The organism is Streptomyces sp. NPDC033177 (assembly GCF_055577715.1).
The window spans coordinates 225,012-240,844 of sequence record NZ_JBVIPS010000005.1; the positions used below are offsets into that span (position 1 = coordinate 225,012).

The following is a 15,833-nucleotide window of genomic DNA, read 5'->3' on the forward strand; positions in this document are numbered from 1 at the left end:
AGCGGCACGGCGCTCGGCGTATACCGGCCCAGGAACGACGCGCCGCCGCAGGGCAGCAGGGCAGCAGGGCAGCAGGGCAGCACAAAAGTCCCATGCCGCCCCGCATCGGAGCAGTTCACCGGGCCTGTTGACGGGATTTTCCTGCAATCCGCTACTTACACCACGGGGATGATGCACGCCTCCAGGGGCGCAGACGGCAGTCCTGCACCGGGCGCCGAAGCCGAGACGGTGCTTGCGACCCTCCTCAGCGCCCCCCTCAGCACACCGCTCGTCTCTCCCGCCGCACGGCATACCCGCTCCCAAGGGGACGCCGCCGCGAAGGAGGACACATGGGCTCCGCCTCGTCGGCCAACTGCCGTGCCACCCCTCGCAATCCGCGATAGGTCGCGGCACGCACGGCCCCGGGCCGCTTGCCGAGTACCCGCGCGGCTGCGGTCCCATCGAGCCCCACCACAACCCGCAACAGCACCGCCTCACCCTGGTCCGGCGGAAGTTCGGCCACAAGTCCCAATACGCGCGCGGTGGCCATCGACTCGAGGACCTCTCCGGCGGTGTCATCGGCGGCCGGCAGCGCGAACGCTTCCCATTCCAGGAGGGAGGCGCGCGGTCTGCTCTTCTGACGACGGAGATGGTCAATGGCACGATGCCGCGCGACGGTTGTGGTCCAGCGACGGAAGTCAGCACCGCCCCCGCGAAACCGCCCCAGATCCCGGACGATCTGCAACCACGCCTCAGAAGCCACGTCCTCGGCGTCTTCGCGAACGAGCCCCCGCAGATACCCGAGAAGTCCGGGCTGAACGCACCGATAGACGACCCCGAAGTCCGCCTCGTCCCCGCCCCTGGCACCCCCCAGAGCCCGCGTCAACTCCTCATCGCTGGCCGCCGCGCGGCGATGTTCCCCACCCTGCCCCACGCTCTCCTCTTAACCCCGCTGACACTGTTCACCGTGCCCATGCCCCCCGAGAATGCTCTCCGCGCAAGCGGCGATCTATGCCGCGCGCCGAGAGCGCCCCGGAAGGGTGAGATAGAAGGTCTGCAATGACCGCTCCGCAGAATCAGCCGCAGCGTCAAAGCAATTGACGACCTTCCCCAAGGGATTCCACACCCTCCCGTCCGGCATCCGTACACCCACAGAATGTCCAAAGTAGAGGCGCTGGCTCTCGTCGAAATCGACCCAGACGGCACCGGCGCGGCGCACCAACACCTCCCCGACATAGGCGCCGAGACCGAAGAGTGCACCGGCAACCTCATCTCGTCCGCGCCCGCCCTTGCGCAGCCCTTCGATGAGGAAGTCGACGACGCGGAGGCTCGCGACGGAGTAATCGAGCGGCAGCCGATTCCGCACGGTCACCCGCGCCACGAACTCCCGGGCCTGCCCCCGCATCTCCCCCACTCTCGGCAGCGGTCTTCCTTCACCGTCCATGACTCCCACCCCTTCGACTCGGCGATCGAGAGAGCACGTGACGCACCCTCCCCTCACCAAGCGAAAATCCCCGCACAACTGTGACGGCTCCGAGCGTGCCCCTTCTCACAGAATCACTGCCGGGTTCCGTACAACCATCAACCCGAGCCAGGCGTCTAGCACTTCTCATGGGCGCCTGAAACAGCGAGGGCGGAGACACAGGTCTCCGCCCTCGCTCCCGAGGTGGCTAGTCCCCGGGGTCATTGCTCCGGGGAATCATTCATCCCAGGGATCGATGTCCTCCGCCCACAGTCTCTGCAATTCGTCCTCGGGAATGATCCTGGCGATCTGCTTCCCGGCAATCGACTTCGCACCCGGAGGGCACGGATCGACAAGCCCCTCGATCAGGTCGGCCAAGAACTGGACCATGCCGCATGCGAATCTGGTCCACTGCCCATCATCGTTGTTCCAGACGACGACCGGCCATTCGTCGGGTGTGCCCGACGCCGCGTCCCAGCACAGGATGTCCGCACTGTCGGATACCCCCCAGGCGACGAGCATGGGCTCCGCCGCGGGCGCGAAAAGCCTCTTGGGTTCCTTGCCCCAGGTGAGGCGGGCCGTCCTCGACTCCGATGACATGCCATCACCCGGTCTCTCGTCCCAGGCCTCGGGCCCCATGAGGGACAGGCAGTCCTCGATCGTCCCTGGCCCATAGAGGTCCATGAAGCCGACGTAATCGGCGGGGAATCGGCTGCCCCACGACTCGGCGACGCCATCCCATGCCACGCGTGAAGGAGCGTCGGGCGGCGGCAGTAGAGAGGTAAGTCTTCTCAGCTCGGTCAGCATCCGTTCTCCTCGCATCGGCGGCATATGCCTGCGTCGAGCAACCTAGGCGGCGACATGCGGGCCGTCAACGCATTCCTCCTATCGGCACGGGCTGCGCGGACTTGGGATCTTGAAAAGTCCCAAGGTTCCTGCCGTTGGTGAACTCGTTCCTGACAAACTCATTGATCCGCAGCCCCGGACTCCCGTCGGCGTATGTCCCGATGGCGGTGATCCGGAATCCCGTCGCCACTGTGCGATTTCCCTTGTAGCGCGGAGTGACCTGATAGTAGACCGACTGATCGGATTCCACTGCGCTCTTGACCTGCGTCTCGTAGTTCCGCATGTTGTTCTCACCCTGCGTGGAGCCATCCTGATAGGTGTTGGCCCCTCTGGAACAGGTGGCAAGATTCCTCAAATCGCTGCCGCTGCCGCCCAGTTCGTTGGCGAGCAAATGACAGGCATTGACGTTTCTGGACGGGTTGAGGCCAAAGAATCTCGCTGTCCGGCCAGCCCACCTGTATCCGGGCGGTGCGACCTTCTTGGTATCGGTCGACGAGCCTTCGTTGCTGTCCAAGTAATCCTGTGTCAGGCAGGCCTCCATCCCCGTCGCCCGATTGCCGTTGGCGGGGTCAGTGGCACCGAAGTTGTCCCAGCCAGCCCCCGCGCCACAGTCACCAGATCCCCTCCGGGACTTCTTGCCGCCCCCCTTGCCGCCTCTTGTGGCGGCCTCGACCGCCTTCTCGATGGCCTTGTCCAGGGGATTGTCGAATCCGAAGAGCCAACTGGCTCCCTGAATCGCACCGCCCACCGGGTTCCGTTTCGCAACGGTCTTCGCGCCCCCGGTCAGGACACCCTTCATGTGACTCTGTATGCCACTGAGAAACCGGCTGACGCCCGGAATGGGGATATGCCCATCCAGCTCGACGTTCCCGATGGGATTTCCCCCACCGAAGGCATACCGGTTCCCAGTCATCGGGTCGCTTCCGAGCCCCATGTCCGAGAGAGCCCCGTTGTACATATCCCGAGTCGTGAACCGATTGAGCCCCGGACTGTAATCCCGGAACCCCATGTCATACGTCGCCGAAGCCGCGTCCCACCGCTTCGAGTTGAAGCGGTACGGGTTGTACGCGTCCTTCGTGGGGTTGCCCGCCTCCGGCTTGTCGATGCCCGTGAAGTCCGCGGAATCGTCCGACCCGTACGCTGAATACCCGTATGTCGCCTTCGTGTTGCCGTCCTTGTCGGTCAGCGTCTCGACGTCCGTGTGGCTGTTGTAGCCGTAGTACGAGGACTCCCCCGCCGAACCGTCCGCCGCGTGCTTCATCTGCGAGAGGCGGTCGCCCCACGGCCCGTACTGGTACGACTTCGTCAGCTTTCCTGCGACCTCCTCGCCGAGGACCTCGCCCGACATGCCGAGGTAGGTGTAGTCCGTCGACTTGCCGCCCGCGTCCGTCCGTGAGGACGTGCGGTCCAGCGGGTCGTACGCGTACTTCGTCGTCTTCAAGGCGCCCGTCGACGCGTCCGCCTTCTCGTGCTGCTTCACGCGGTCGAAGCCGTCGTACGCGTTGCGCTCGATGACCTTGCCACCCGCCGTCACCGCGTCCTGGCGGCCAAAGGCGTCGTACGTGTGCGAGGCCGACACGCCGCCCGTCGTCGTCTTCAGGAGACGGTTGCGGTCGTAGCCGAACGTCGTCGTCTTGCCCTTGACCGTCTGCGAGATGACGTTCGCGTTGTCGTCGTGGACGTACGTCTCGGTGCCTGCCCCGTTGCCCGTACGCGTCGACTTCGCGAGGCGGTCCGCCGGATCGTAGGTGTAGGCCGTCGTCGACGACAGATACTTCGCGTGGTCGTCGGCGTTCATCTTCTTCGCCACGTCCTGCGCCTTGTTGCCGTTGGCGTCATAGGCGTAGGTGTGCGAGGAGACGAGCGTCGTGCCGTCCGGCTTCTTCTCCGTCTGGGACTTGAGCGCACCGTCCAGGTAGTAGACGTAGTCGACCTTGTTCTTGTTGGCCTTGGTCTCCGTCTTCCGCTCGCCCCGGTAGGTGTAGTCGTACGACGTCACCTTCGGGGAGGCATCCGACGCGGACTTGCCCACCGTCGCCGTCTTGACCAGTTCGCGCAGGTCATAGGTGTACTTGGCGTACTGATCCGGGTGCTTGAGGGTCTCCGGCTGGCCGTTCGCGTCGTACGTGTAGGAGGTGGTCTTCTTCTCCTGGCCGGCCAGGGCCTCCGCCACCTTCTCGACCTGGTTCAGGCCGGTGTACGACATCGTGTAGGCGTCGACCTTCGTGCCGGTCGACGTGTCGTCGATCGACGTGAGGTTGCCGTTGACGTCGTACGCGTACGCGAAGCGCTTGCGCTCCGTGTCCGCTGCCTTCTCCGCCGAGTTGTCGCGGACCAGCTTCACCGTGTCCGCGGCCGCCTTCAGGTCGGCGTTCTCGCCCTTCTTGTAGGTGGTGGCGGTGCCGAGCTTCGTCCACTTCCCCAACTGCTCGGACTGCTCGTACGCCGTGTACTTGCCCGCCTTCCCGACGTTCAGCTTCCAGGTGTGCGGGGATGCCTTCGTTCCCTTGCCCGCGCGGGCTTGGGACTCGTACGCCACCAACTCGTTGGCGCCCACCGGAATGCCGTCGTCATCGCGCGACTTGAGCTTCCCGTCCGGGTAGTGGCCCCACCGCATGGTCCGGCTCGTCGAGCCGCCCGCCGACGTCAGCTGACGCGCCGACTGCTGGCCCAGGGCGTTGTAGTCGTACGTCGTGCGGATGTCCCACACGTCCTGCGACGTCTTCACCCAGCCGTTGTCGTAGTAGCCGTACGTGGTGTCGTTGCGCGTCGTCTCGCCCTCCGAGGGCGGCATCGACGTCTTCTGCACCCGGCCCACGGCGTCGTACGTCGTCTCCGACCAGACCTTCTTGTTGTAGCGCGGGTCCTTCGGGTCGTACGGCTGGATCTGCCGCGAGGGACGGTTCAAGGGGTCGTACGTCGTCTCGGCGACGAAATCGTCGGGCTGGTCCTCCGTTGCCACGCCTCTCGGCGTGAAGACCTTGATCTGGTTGCCGACCTCGTCGTAGCCGAACTTCGTCGTACGGACCGTCGCGCCCTCGTGCGGAGCCTCCAGCACCGCGAGCTTGCCGCGCTCGTCGTAGTGGTTCTTGGTGGTGTTCTCCTCGGCGTCCGTCGTCGAGACGACCAGGGAGTCCTTGTCGTACGACTGCTTGACCGTGCGGCCCGCGGCGTCCGCGACGGCCACGACACGGTGGTTCATGTCGTAGTCGGTCTTGGTCGTGTAGTCGTCCGGGTCGGCCGTCGCGTTCTTCTTGGGGTCGATGACGCGAACCGGGTTGCCGACTCCGTCGTAGAGGTAACTGACCTTGTCCTTCTTGGCGTTCACCACCGACGTGAGCTGGTAGATCTCGTCGTAGTTGTTCGTCGTGACGTAGTCGTCGGGGGTGGAAGGTGTTGCAGTGCCCTTCGGCTCCGTCATCGTCTTCAGGTTGCCTACGCTGTCGTACGTGTACGCCGTCTTCCGCTCACCGGACGTGTCCGTGTCCTTCGGCGCGGTGGCCGTCAGGACCTGGTCCGCGTCGTCGTAACTCGCCGTGGACACTGCTCCGTTCGGCGCCGTTGACTTGGTTACGTTGTCGTTGGTGTCGTAGTCCGGCGCCGGAGTCGTGATGAACACGCCCGCCGCCTGGTCCTTCGGTGTCTTCGACACCAGCGGGCGGCCGAACGCGTCGTACGTCTGGGTCGTCTTCTTGCCCAGCGCGTCGACGACCTCGGTCACCTGGCCGCGAGCGTCGTACTCCGTCGTCGAGATCTTCGCCAGTGCGTCCGTCGTGGTGCGCGGGTAGCCCGCCGCGACGAAGTCCTTGTACGCCGTCGGGTTGCCGTTGGCATCCGTCGCCCGTGTCAACTGGCCGTAGGCGTCGTACTCGTACGACGTCGTGTAGTCGTCCTCATCGGATGAGGCGACACCCTTCGGGTCCGTGACCGTTTTCAGGTTGCCCCTCGCGTCATGGCCGAACTGCCAGACACGGTTCTCCGCCGAGGTCTTTTTGATCAGATCGACCGAGTAGCCGTCCGCGCGGGTCTTGTACTCGTAGCGGACCGAGTGGGTCGGCGACTTGTCCGGCGCGCAGTCGGCCGCCGGGGGGACGCCGCCCTTGTTCTCCTCCGCCGAGCGTTCCCAGAGCGGGTAGCCGGTTTTTTCGTCGTAGCAGTACGCCGTCTTCGCGCCGTTGTTCTCTTCCAGGAGCGTTACGTTGTGGTCGGCGTCCCACGTCATCTTGGTCTTCTCGGACTTGGCGTTGGTGACCTGGACCGGGCGGTCCTGCGCGTCCGTCGTGTACGTGGTCGTGTGCTTCTCGGCGTCGGTGACAGTGGTCTCGGTGCCGTTGTCCGCCGTCGACTTGTACCCGAAGCCGGTCGTCGCGCGCATCCGGTCCGTGATCGTCTTGGTCGACGACATCGAATCGGGGCCCTCGGCGTACTCGACGCCCGTCCCGTGACCACGGGGGTCCGTGACCTTGGTCAGCTTGGTGTTCTTGTTGCCCTGCGTGGTGTCGTACGAGAAGGAGAAGACCTTGGGCTGCGCCGCGCCCTCGCCGTCCGTGAGGCGGCCGAGGTGGCCCTTCTCCGTGTAGAGGAAGGAGAGCTTGCGCCCCGAGATGTCCGTCAGGGACTTCACGTGGTCGTAGATCTTCGGATTCCACAGGTCGGTGCCGGTGGCCTTCTCGCCCTTGTCGTCGATGTAGTCGTACGTCGCGTCGCCGGCCCCGTAGTAGTCGAGCTTCAGGGAGCTGCGGCCCGCCGGGTCCTTGATCTCCTTGAGGAACTTCACCCAGCGGTTGCCGGAGTCGCGCAGCTCGTAGACGTACGTCTGTGTGTTGCCGTTCTTGTCGATGACGGCGGTGAGGTAGCCGTCGCAGCCGATCACGAAACGGGTGCCGTCGGGTCGTGTCAGCGTCCAGGCGTCGGGGATCTCGGGGCTGCTGCCCGTCTGGCACACCTTGGCGACATCGGGCTTGGCGCTGAGCCGGTAGCGGTAGCCCTCCGACGGCTTCCAGCTGCCGTCCCCCTGCTTGCGGAACAGGTGCTGCGTGCCGTCGCCGTCGATGACGTACGCCTCGCCCGGGTCCGCGTCCGGGTGGAAGTCAAGCATCGAGCCGAGCCGCAGGGGCCCTGCCGCCTGCGCCGACCAGCCGTGGCCGAGTTGGCTGTCGGAGGTGTCCTGCGCGTTGTAGGTGAAGCGCGCGAAGGTGTTGATGCCGCGGCCGGGGTTGGTGAAGGCGTTGTACGACCATGTCGCGTTGCCCGAGCCGAGGTCGTTCATCAGGGTCGAACCCGCGCCGGTGTTCTTGCCCGTGTACGCGTGGTGCTTCTCCATGCCCACGCGGTCGGCCGTCGGGTCCTCGACGGCGGTGGTCTGCTCAAGGCCGCCGATGCCCGGCTTCTGGGAGAGCCAGCTGCCGTCGGTCTTGTTGCGGATGTCCCAGGTGAGCGTGTAGCCGGAGCGGCGGTTGCCGTCGGCCGTGTACGGGGACTTGACCGTCGCCTTGACGGTGTCGGTGGCGCCGGGGGCGAGGGCCGGGATGTCGGCCTTCAGCTGGTTGTCCGCCGAGGTGGCGTCCGTGCCGTCCGGCAGGGACCACTTGTACGACAGCTCGCGCTCGCCCGCCGGCCATGCCGTCGTCGTGGTGTTGGTGACCGTGACGTCCACCGGATAGGTGTTGTTCTCGGACATGCGGGTGGGCGTGTCCGGTGCGTAGTACGTGTCCCAGGGGGTGGGTTCGGCGGTGATGACGCTGAGTCGGGGACGCTGCGCCGCGTGGGGTGCCTCGCTCGACGGGAAGCGCGTGGGGTTGTGCCGCTGGGGCGCCGTCTCCATCGACGGGGCCGGCTCGTCGGCGGCGCTCAGCAGGACGCCCTTGTTGCTGCTCGGGCGCTTCGCCCACTGACGGGCGAGCGAGGTGACGTCCCAGGCGTACGCCCCGTCCTGGCCGGCAGCGTCGGAGACAGCCGCCGACGCGTCACCGCCGTCCACGCGCCACGGGGTCTTGGCTCCCGCCTTCTTCCAGGTGGCGGACTTCTCGGTGAACTCGCGTTTCAGCGGGCTGAGTTCGATGAGGGACCCCTTGGCCACGCTGCCTGCCGCCCGCAGACGCAGCTCGGCCTGGAGAACGGTCGCCTTCTTGGGTATCCGGGAGGTCGGAAATCTCAGGGCCGCGCGGGTGGTGCCGTACGTGCTGTCGCCTGCTCCGACGCTCAGCCACTTCTGGTCCAGGTTCGCCCCCGGCTCGGCGGAGGACAGCGTGGTGTCCGACTGTCCGGCCCGCAGGATCCGTAAGGTGTGCCCGGCTTTGGGCACGGCGACGCGGCGCACCGGCGAGGCGAGCAGGCGCCCGTCCCTGGTCTCCGCCAGGAGGCGGTAGGAGTAGCGGCGCGCGGTCTCCGTCGCGCTGTCCGCGCGGGTGGGCTCGGCGGTGGTGTCCCGGTAGGAGGTCGCGCCCTTGCCGAGCGGAGCCACGAGGGTGGCGCCGGTCGCCTTGAAGTCGGTGCGGGTGGATCGGTGCAGTTGGTAGCCGACCAGGTCGCCGCCCGCGCCCTTGCCCGGGGTGTACTTCGGCCAGGACAGCTCGGGTCCGGTGCCATGCACCACAGTGGGGGTGTTGAGGGTGGTGCCGTCCGCGCCGTAGGTGATCTTGGGGTCACGGGAGTTGGTGGGGTACTTCCGGGGTGGGGTCCTCGGGATCTTGGGGCCCTTCGACGGGCCCTCGCCCTCGTCCGCCGCGGGCGCGCGCACGGGCGCCGGTCTCTCCTCCGCCTCCGCGAAGGCGGCTTGGGGCAGTCCAGCGCCCACCACCGTCGATGCGACGAGGCCGACCAGCAGCCTTCGATAACTGTTTCTCACCGTGTCGACTACCCTTCCGGAGCCTTCCTTCGTAAATTCGCGCAGCTCACGCGCACGAACAGAAAGAGGGCAGGATCGAGTACCGCTCCAGGAATTCCAGGAGCGGCGCAGAAGCATGGTTCAAGTAGCAGGCGAGAGTTCTACGCAGTTGTTCGACATCGCGTCAACCACTTTGGCATTACGGACAAGTCCGTAATCTGCCAGTGCTGGTGAACGCCCACGAACGTGTTGTATAACCGACCGGATTTAAAGGGCTTCCACTGGCTCGAATCACCTATGGGGTGGGGAAATGAACAGTGAATACGCGACCGTCGGCGAAATATCGAACCGGCGCGTGGTCGTCGTGGGCGTGGCACTGCTCGGCATCTTCTGCACGGCATTCGTAGCGTGGGGCTTCATCGGCGACGAGCCGGAGGAACGCCCGGCCCCCACCGCCTCGGTGACCTACGACATCACCGGCACGGGCGTCGCCGACGTCTCGTATCTGGCACGGAGCACGGAGGGCGAAGCCACAGTCGAGAGGAGTGTCGAACTCCCGTGGCGAAAAACGGTGCGTGTACCGCTCGGCAAGAACCCCGCCGTCAGTATCCAGCTCGGAAAGAAGGGCGGCGAGGCAAGCTGCGCTCTGGCGATCCGGGGCGAACACAGGCAGCGGGCCACCGCGTTCGGCTCTTACGGGCGTGCCACCTGCACCGCCGATTCCTCCGAGTAGGCGCCGAGAAAGTCCTGAACATCGTGAGAAAGCCGGCCTGAAGGAGTCTGAAGAAGCCTGCAGCCTGGAGAGGAAGGCGGGGAGCCCCTCGTGAACCCCTCGCAAGCCCTTCCGCTCAGACCCGGCTCCCCCGCTCCCGCCGTGACACCACGGCCCGCAGGACCCGGCGGCCCTCCGTTGACACGTCCAGCGCCTGCCGCAGGCCACCCGCGCCCGCGCCCCGGTTCGCCAGCAGTTCCAAGATCCGGACCTGGCGCCTCAACTCGGCGGCCACCAGCGGCGACATGCCCTCCGTGCGTCCCGCGCGGCGCGCGCTCAGGGCCGACGAGCGGGCGCCCCCGTCCGGCCCTGTGTCGAGCAACCGGTGGATCTGCAGTGCGGCCACGGAGCAGGCGTCGGCCCACTCGCGGAGTTCGGCCGCGGAACGCCGGGAGGGCATCGCGCCGAGCATGCGGTAGGCGAGGGTGCTCGCCTCGTCGGCTGAGGGGTCCTCCAGGACGTCCGCGCCGCCCAGCGTCACGCGTGCATCGGCGAGCGCCGCGTCCCAGGCGCCGCCTTCCGCGAGGCTCCCCCACAGCGGGCGCAGCACCTCGTCACCGCCACCGAGCAGCGGTACACACCGGTCGAGGCAGGCGAGCCCGCTCGCCGCCAAGCCTCTGTCGTCGGCTTCGGCAATCAGCTCGACCAGACTCGCGCCGCCCATGTCGTACGCCTCCCGTCGGGGACTATGCATGTCCCCTACTGCGTGCGCGCCGTCGGTTACGTCACTGCGGCACCACGCCGAGGCGGTCCAGGAAGCGGAAGAAGAGCTCTTCGGCCGACGGTTCCGCGGCGGCGTTCAGCACGTCGAGCAGCGTGGAGGGTGCCACCGTCCTGCCCGACTCCGCCGCCCAGGTCACCGCACGGTCCGCGGCGTCGCGCGGCTCCAGGAAGTAGTCGTCGAGGCTCAGGCCGTCGTCGCCGAGGTATCCGGCCATCGCCTCGCGGGCCAGGCACGTCGTCCATACGCCGCTCTCCGGGGCCGCCGCCTCGACGACCACGCAGTCGCTGTCCATGACGTATCCGAAGAGGGCGGGCGAACCCGTCTCCAGGGCCAGGGTGTTCATGTTGCCGACGTCGCGCGTGCCGTCGCCGCCGGGCACTTCCCACACCTGCCAGCCGTCGTCCCGCTGGACGAGGAGGCTGAGCTCGTCCCGCACCCCGGCCACCGCCGAGAGCTCCACGAGCGGCCGCTCGCTTCTGCCCACGACGTAATAACCCCAGTAGCCCATGCCCGCGTCTCCCCGTGTACTCGACGTGTACTCGAACCTGCTCACTTGCGCTCGCCGACCGCACTCGCCGGGCTGCGCTCGCCTTTGGGCCGAATACACCACAGACGTAGGCAAGTTCGCCACCAGAAAGCCGAAATGGATCTCGCGGACCCGCGCACCGAGGAAACCCCTCAGGCCGAAGCGTGCCCGCTCATCAGCGGGCCCGACCTCGCCTTCGCGTCCTGCATCCGCGTCAGGCGGCGTACGAACAGGATCGCCATCACGGCGGCGGCGATGTCCAGGACGTCCGCCAGCATCAACCGGGAGACCGCCGCGTCGATCTCGTCGGCCTCCTCCGCACCCCAGTACGCCGTCGACGCCCACCGCCCGACGAGGAGGCTCGCCACCCACAGCGTCCACCAGCCGTTGATCAGCGGGTGCGTGGCGCGGGTCGTGGGGTCGCCGAGAGTCATCGTCCGGTCAAGGGCCGCGGAGCGTTCGCCGCTCGCGTCCCAGATGTCCAGCGCGATCCGCCGGGGGAACCACAGGTTCACGACCGGCACGAACCAGCTGCCCACCGTCCAGCCGCGCGTCTTGCTGTGGATGTGCGGCTCGAACACCTCGGCGTTCACGCGGACGCGATGGAACCAGCAGAGGAAGACGACGCAGGTGGCGACGAGCGCGGCCGTCTGGAGCCAGCCGGAGACGGCGTACAGGGTGTCGGCCCGCTCTGCCTCACGCACCAGATCCGGTCCGTAGCCCGCCATGTACCGCGCACTGAGCAGATCGTCCATCACCCCCTGGACGACCGTGCCCGCCCACAGCGAGTACAGATCCGCTGCGATGACGACGCCCAGAAGCGCGATGGCCGCACGCGCGAGTCCGACCGGCGAGCGGAGGTACGCGGGGCGCCCGTCGGCCATGTACCCGGGGCGAGGCGCCGATTGCACCTGCGCGGCGGCCGTGGAGCAGATGTTGCAGAGCCCGTCCGGCGTCGTCGCCGCATTGAACCGACATTCCGTACACAGCATGGCTGAGCGACCCCCCACGGGTGCATCCGGGCGACAGAGGCCGCCCGCGTCCCTCCCCAGGGCGCCGACGGCCTCCGGAACCTACCCCACCCGGTCGGCCAGCTTCACGAATTCCGCCCAGGGCATGCTCGGTTCGCGTGCGTCCCACAGCTTCTGGACCGTTGCCTTCAGCGGCATGCGGATGCCCTGTGCCACCTGCTCCTGCGTCTGCGAATTCGCCAGGTCACACCAGACCGCGAAGGAACCGCCGAGGATCTGGTCGTCGTACTTCGCGTCCACCGGCTTCGTCCCGCGGATCACCAGCGGGGTCCACTGCTCGTAGATCCGCTGCCCGGTCGGATAACGGAAGGCGTTGGGCTGGCCGAGGACGTAGTAGAGGTACTCGTCGTTGTAGTTGATGACCTTCCGGCCCTCCTCCAGATACTCGGCCGGCTCCCTCGACCCGATCTCCTTGCCCGTCCAGTACGCGACGTCGATGTCGTCGTCGGCCTTCTCGACCCCGCCGCGGAAGAACCCGTCGTTCCATGCCCGGAGCCCGCGCTCGTAGGGGCGCATGGTCTCTGCCCGGTCGTTGAGCCAGCCGGTCGCGAGGTCCTGGACGCGGGCGTCGGGCCCGTACTTGTCGCGGGCCGCGGCCGCCAGCTGCGGGTAGCTGGCCTCGGGGTTGCTGACCGTCAGGGCCTGGTACTCGTCGGCGCCGAGGTGCCAGTAGCGCCCCGGGAAGAGGTCCGCGTACTCCTCGAGGAGGTCGTCGACGATCTCCGCGGCCAGCGGCTTGGAGATGTCGACCGCGCCGCGCGCCGGGACGCCACGGGTGTCGCGGAGCTGGAGGGAGGGGTGCGCCTTGATGACCGTGCCGAGGTGGCCCGGTGAGTCGATCTCGGGCACGACGGTGATGTGCCGGCTCGCCGCCAGCTTGAGGATGCCGCGGACCTGCGCCTTGCTGAGGTGGTCGCCCGAGACGATCTCGGGGTGCGACTCGGACTCGATGCGGAAGGCCTGGTCGTCGGAGAAGTGCAGGCCGAGCTGGTTGTACTTGAGGTCGCCGAGCTCCCGGATGCGGTCCTCGATCCACTTCGCGTCGAAGTGCTTGCGCGCGATGTCGATCATGAAGCCGCGTTGGGGCTTGGCGGGCTTGTCGCGTACGACGCCTTCGGGCGCGGTCCCGCCGCCGCGCACCTCCTGCTTCAGGGTGCGGGTCCCGTAGAAGACGCCCGCTTCCTCGGGCGCGGAGATCTTCACCCGCTGCCCCTTCACGGAGAGGGTGTACGACTCGTCCCTGCCGTCGGAGGCGTCGGCGTCGTCCGGGGTGAGCGCGAGCTCCACGTCTCCCTTGCGGGGCTTGGCGTCACCCGCGTACGAGAGCTTCAGCTCGCCTGCGAGCAGCTTGCCCTCGTCGGCGAGATCTTCGTCACCGATAACGACGCGCCCGCCGCCCTCCGGTTTCCATCCCGGCCCGCGGGCCGCGCTGTGCTCGCGTACGGCGGGGATGGTGGCGGGGGCCTTGGAGAGGGGGTACGACTTCGTGGGCGTGGGGGTCGGGGATGCGGGGGCCTTGCTGTCGGACGGCGAAGCCGCGGGCGCGCCTCCGCCCCCGCCACCGGGCCAGACGGCCACGGCAAGCACGACGGCCCCGGCGACGAGCCCCGCGGAGGCGAATGCGAAACGCCGCTGCTGCTTCATCGGTGGCCGCCTGCGGCTGCCGGACAAGCGGCCGGTCGGACAGGCGCAGACGGCCGCGCACCGGCGGCAGGGGAACCAGCCGCCGGGCAAACGGGTGGGTGGGCGGGAAGCATCCGCCGCGCAGCAGCGGCAGGGGAACCAGCCGCCGGGTGAACAGGTGGCTGGGCGGGAAGCATCCGCCGCGCAGCGGCGGCCCGCAGAACCCCCCACCGGCCGGCGGGGACAAGACGAGCAGCGGAAGCAAAGCAAGCGACGGGGACAAGACGAACAGCAGCGCAGGCGGCAGTCATCCGGCCACGGTAAAACGACCCCCGCACCGGTACCGTCCACCACGCGAAGCGAAACTCTCCCATCCGGGTGAAATTCACGCATCCGTCAGACAGCCCCCACCAACCCTCGCTAGCGTGACGACAAATCCCCCACGCCTCCCTCGCCGATGCCCCCTGCCCAGGAGCCCCCGCTGTCCCCGCACCGTTCACCGAGTCCCCCGGCGGAGCCGACACGCGCCCCGGAGCAACTGAACACAGCCGAGCCCGACGCCGCCGAAACCGCGCTGCTCACCTGCTGCGGCAGCCACCTCTGGGCCCGCCGACTGGTCGACCACCGGCCGTATCCCGACCTGGAAGCGCTGCTCGCCGCGTCCGACGAAGCGGCGTACGACCTGCCGCCCGCGGCCCTCGCCGAGGCTCTGGCCTGCGAACCTCTGCGTCCCGTCCTCCCCCGGCAGGGGACGTACACCGCGGCCCACACCGCCCTGCGGGCCGCGCACGCCGCGTACGAAAGCCGGTTCGGGCACGTGTTCGTCATCTGCCTGGACGACGTCCCGCCGACCCAGGCCCTCGACCATCTGCTCGCCGGAATCCGCGCCCGCCTCACCAACGACCCGGAGGAGGAGCGGGTCATCGCGGCCGAGGAAATGCGGAAGCTGGCCCGCGGCCGACTCACCCGGCTCGCGCACGACCTGAATAGCCCGTACGTGCCTGTTTGATTGCCTGTTTGATCACACCTGGCTACCCCGCGCGAGCGAACCGACAACTCGTCGATACGATGACGAGCGGCCGGTGGACCGTACCCGGCCGGGCCCGTCCGACCACCCAAGCCGGCTGGCCCCAATCCCCGCTCCCGGAGGGTTCTGCCGTGCCGGCTGGAACGCTGTACCGCGGCCGGGAAGGAATGTGGTCCTGGGTGGCTCACCGAGTCACCGGCGTCCTCATCTTCTTCTTCCTGTTCGTGCATGTGCTGGACACCGCTCTCGTCCGCGTCTCCCCGGAGGCGTACGACGATGTCGTCAGCACCTACAAGACCCCCCTCGTCGCACTCCTTGAGTACGGCCTGGTCGCCGCCATCCTCTTCCACGCGCTGAACGGCCTGCGTGTCATCGCCGTCGACTTCTGGTCGAAGGGCCCGCGCTTCCAGAAGCAGATGCTCTGGACCGTCATGGGTATCTGGATCGTCCTGATGGTGGGGGCGCTCTACCCGGTCCTCGGCCACGCCGTCCGCGAAGTCTTCGGGAGCTGACGCCAGACATGTCCGACACCACGCTCGAGAAGTCCGGCGGGTCCGGAGTGGGCCCCGTCGAAGGCGCCTCGCTCTACGACGCCGACAACCCGGCGCCCCTCATCGAGGCACCGCGCAAGCGCACCTCCAAGACCCCGCGCTCGACCCGCGGCAACTTCGAGATGGCCGCATGGCTCTTCATGCGCCTGTCCGGCGTCGTCCTCGTCGTCCTGGTCCTCGGCCACCTGCTGATCCAGCTGGTGCTCGACGGCGGCGTCAGCAAGATCGGCTTCGCGTTCGTCGCCGGTCGCTGGGCCTCGCCGTTCTGGCAGGTCTGGGATCTGCTGATGCTGTGGCTCGCGATGCTGCACGGGGCCAACGGCCTGCGCACGGTCATCAACGACTACGCGGAGCGCGCCAACACGCGCCTGTGGCTCAAGGGCCTGCTGTACACCGCCACGGTGTTCACCATCCTTCTGGGCACGCTGGTGATCTTCACCTTCGACCCGAACATCCGCTAAAGCCG

12 protein-coding genes are annotated in these 15,833 nt (G+C 67.7%); 4 read left to right on the forward strand and 8 right to left on the reverse strand.

Going from position 1 to position 15,833, the window contains the following annotated elements:
- Positions 1-256: 256 nt before the first annotated feature.
- The 4 genes from ACZ5U5_RS19090 to ACZ5U5_RS19105 form a co-directional block, all read right to left on the reverse strand.
- Entirely contained in the window at positions 257-913 is a 657-nt protein-coding gene (locus ACZ5U5_RS19090; RefSeq protein ID WP_469022952.1) for an RNA polymerase sigma factor, read from the reverse strand.
- A 75-nt stretch (positions 914-988) separates the two neighbouring features.
- A complete protein-coding gene (locus ACZ5U5_RS19095) occupies positions 989-1,423 on the reverse strand; it encodes a hypothetical protein (protein ID WP_469022954.1) in 435 nt (144 codons plus the stop codon).
- Positions 1,424-1,678: 255 nt separating this feature from the next.
- Positions 1,679-2,248 (reverse strand): SMI1/KNR4 family protein, encoded by a 570-nt coding sequence (locus ACZ5U5_RS19100; protein WP_469022956.1) that lies wholly within the window; start codon positions 2,246-2,248, stop codon positions 1,679-1,681.
- A 64-nt stretch (positions 2,249-2,312) separates the two neighbouring features.
- Entirely contained in the window at positions 2,313-9,134 is a 6,822-nt protein-coding gene (locus ACZ5U5_RS19105; protein ID WP_469022959.1) for a DNRLRE domain-containing protein, read from the reverse strand.
- A 289-nt stretch (positions 9,135-9,423) separates the two neighbouring features.
- Here ACZ5U5_RS19105 and ACZ5U5_RS19110 point away from each other — a divergent pair, with 289 nt between their 5' ends.
- Positions 9,424-9,846: a hypothetical protein gene (locus ACZ5U5_RS19110; RefSeq protein ID WP_469022961.1), complete on the forward strand. Its 423-nt coding sequence runs from the start codon at positions 9,424-9,426 to the stop codon at positions 9,844-9,846.
- Between the two features lie 115 nt (positions 9,847-9,961).
- Here the strand turns inward: ACZ5U5_RS19110 and ACZ5U5_RS19115 are convergent, their stop codons facing one another.
- From ACZ5U5_RS19115 to ACZ5U5_RS19130, 4 genes are all read right to left on the reverse strand, one after another.
- Positions 9,962-10,579 carry a hypothetical protein gene (locus ACZ5U5_RS19115; RefSeq protein ID WP_469022964.1) on the reverse strand — a complete coding sequence of 206 codons (618 nt, stop codon included), beginning with the start codon at positions 10,577-10,579 and terminating at the stop codon, positions 9,962-9,964.
- Positions 10,580-10,610: 31 nt separating this feature from the next.
- A complete protein-coding gene (locus ACZ5U5_RS19120; protein WP_469023737.1) occupies positions 10,611-11,117 on the reverse strand; it encodes a hypothetical protein in 507 nt (168 codons plus the stop codon).
- Positions 11,118-11,287: 170 nt separating this feature from the next.
- Entirely contained in the window at positions 11,288-12,019 is a 732-nt protein-coding gene (locus ACZ5U5_RS19125; protein WP_469022966.1) for a DUF4328 domain-containing protein, read from the reverse strand.
- Positions 12,020-12,208: 189 nt separating this feature from the next.
- Complete coding sequence (locus ACZ5U5_RS19130; protein ID WP_469022969.1) at positions 12,209-13,810, reverse strand: beta-N-acetylhexosaminidase; 1,602 nt, start codon at positions 13,808-13,810, stop codon at positions 12,209-12,211.
- 436 nt (positions 13,811-14,246) lie between these two features.
- On the opposite strand from ACZ5U5_RS19130, the gene ACZ5U5_RS19135 reads away from it, so the two are divergent.
- The 3 genes from ACZ5U5_RS19135 to ACZ5U5_RS19145 all read left to right on the forward strand — a co-directional run bounded on the left by ACZ5U5_RS19135 (position 14,247) and on the right by ACZ5U5_RS19145 (position 15,828).
- Positions 14,247-14,798 (forward strand): 2-oxo-4-hydroxy-4-carboxy-5-ureidoimidazoline decarboxylase, encoded by a 552-nt coding sequence (locus ACZ5U5_RS19135; RefSeq protein ID WP_469022971.1) that lies wholly within the window; start codon positions 14,247-14,249, stop codon positions 14,796-14,798.
- Positions 14,799-14,947: 149 nt separating this feature from the next.
- Entirely contained in the window at positions 14,948-15,328 is a 381-nt protein-coding gene (gene sdhC / locus ACZ5U5_RS19140; protein WP_160506796.1) for a succinate dehydrogenase, cytochrome b556 subunit, read from the forward strand.
- Positions 15,329-15,336: 8 nt separating this feature from the next.
- Positions 15,337-15,828, forward strand: coding sequence for a succinate dehydrogenase hydrophobic membrane anchor subunit (locus ACZ5U5_RS19145; RefSeq protein WP_363208840.1), 492 nt, complete (start codon positions 15,337-15,339; stop codon positions 15,826-15,828).
- Positions 15,829-15,833: the final 5 nt, after the last annotated feature.

What these genes read in the sequence shown, in the direction of transcription:
- ACZ5U5_RS19095 (WP_469022954.1), bottom strand. Translation starts at nt 1,423, where the DNA reads ATGGACGGTGAAGGAAGACCGCTGCCGAGAGTGGGGGAGATGCGGGGG.
- ACZ5U5_RS19100 (WP_469022956.1), bottom strand. Translation starts at nt 2,248, where the DNA reads ATGCTGACCGAGCTGAGAAGACTTACCTCTCTACTGCCGCCGCCCGAC.
- ACZ5U5_RS19110 (WP_469022961.1), top strand. Translation starts at nt 9,424, where the DNA reads ATGAACAGTGAATACGCGACCGTCGGCGAAATATCGAACCGGCGCGTG.
- ACZ5U5_RS19115 (WP_469022964.1), bottom strand. Translation starts at nt 10,579, where the DNA reads ATGCATAGTCCCCGACGGGAGGCGTACGACATGGGCGGCGCGAGTCTG.
- ACZ5U5_RS19120 (WP_469023737.1), bottom strand. Translation starts at nt 11,117, where the DNA reads ATGGGCTACTGGGGTTATTACGTCGTGGGCAGAAGCGAGCGGCCGCTC.
- ACZ5U5_RS19125 (WP_469022966.1), bottom strand. Translation starts at nt 12,019, where the DNA reads ATGGCCGACGGGCGCCCCGCGTACCTCCGCTCGCCGGTCGGACTCGCG.
- ACZ5U5_RS19130 (WP_469022969.1), bottom strand. Translation starts at nt 13,810, where the DNA reads ATGAAGCAGCAGCGGCGTTTCGCATTCGCCTCCGCGGGGCTCGTCGCC.
- ACZ5U5_RS19135 (WP_469022971.1), top strand. Translation starts at nt 14,247, where the DNA reads ATGCCCCCTGCCCAGGAGCCCCCGCTGTCCCCGCACCGTTCACCGAGT.
- ACZ5U5_RS19145 (WP_363208840.1), top strand. Translation starts at nt 15,337, where the DNA reads ATGTCCGACACCACGCTCGAGAAGTCCGGCGGGTCCGGAGTGGGCCCC.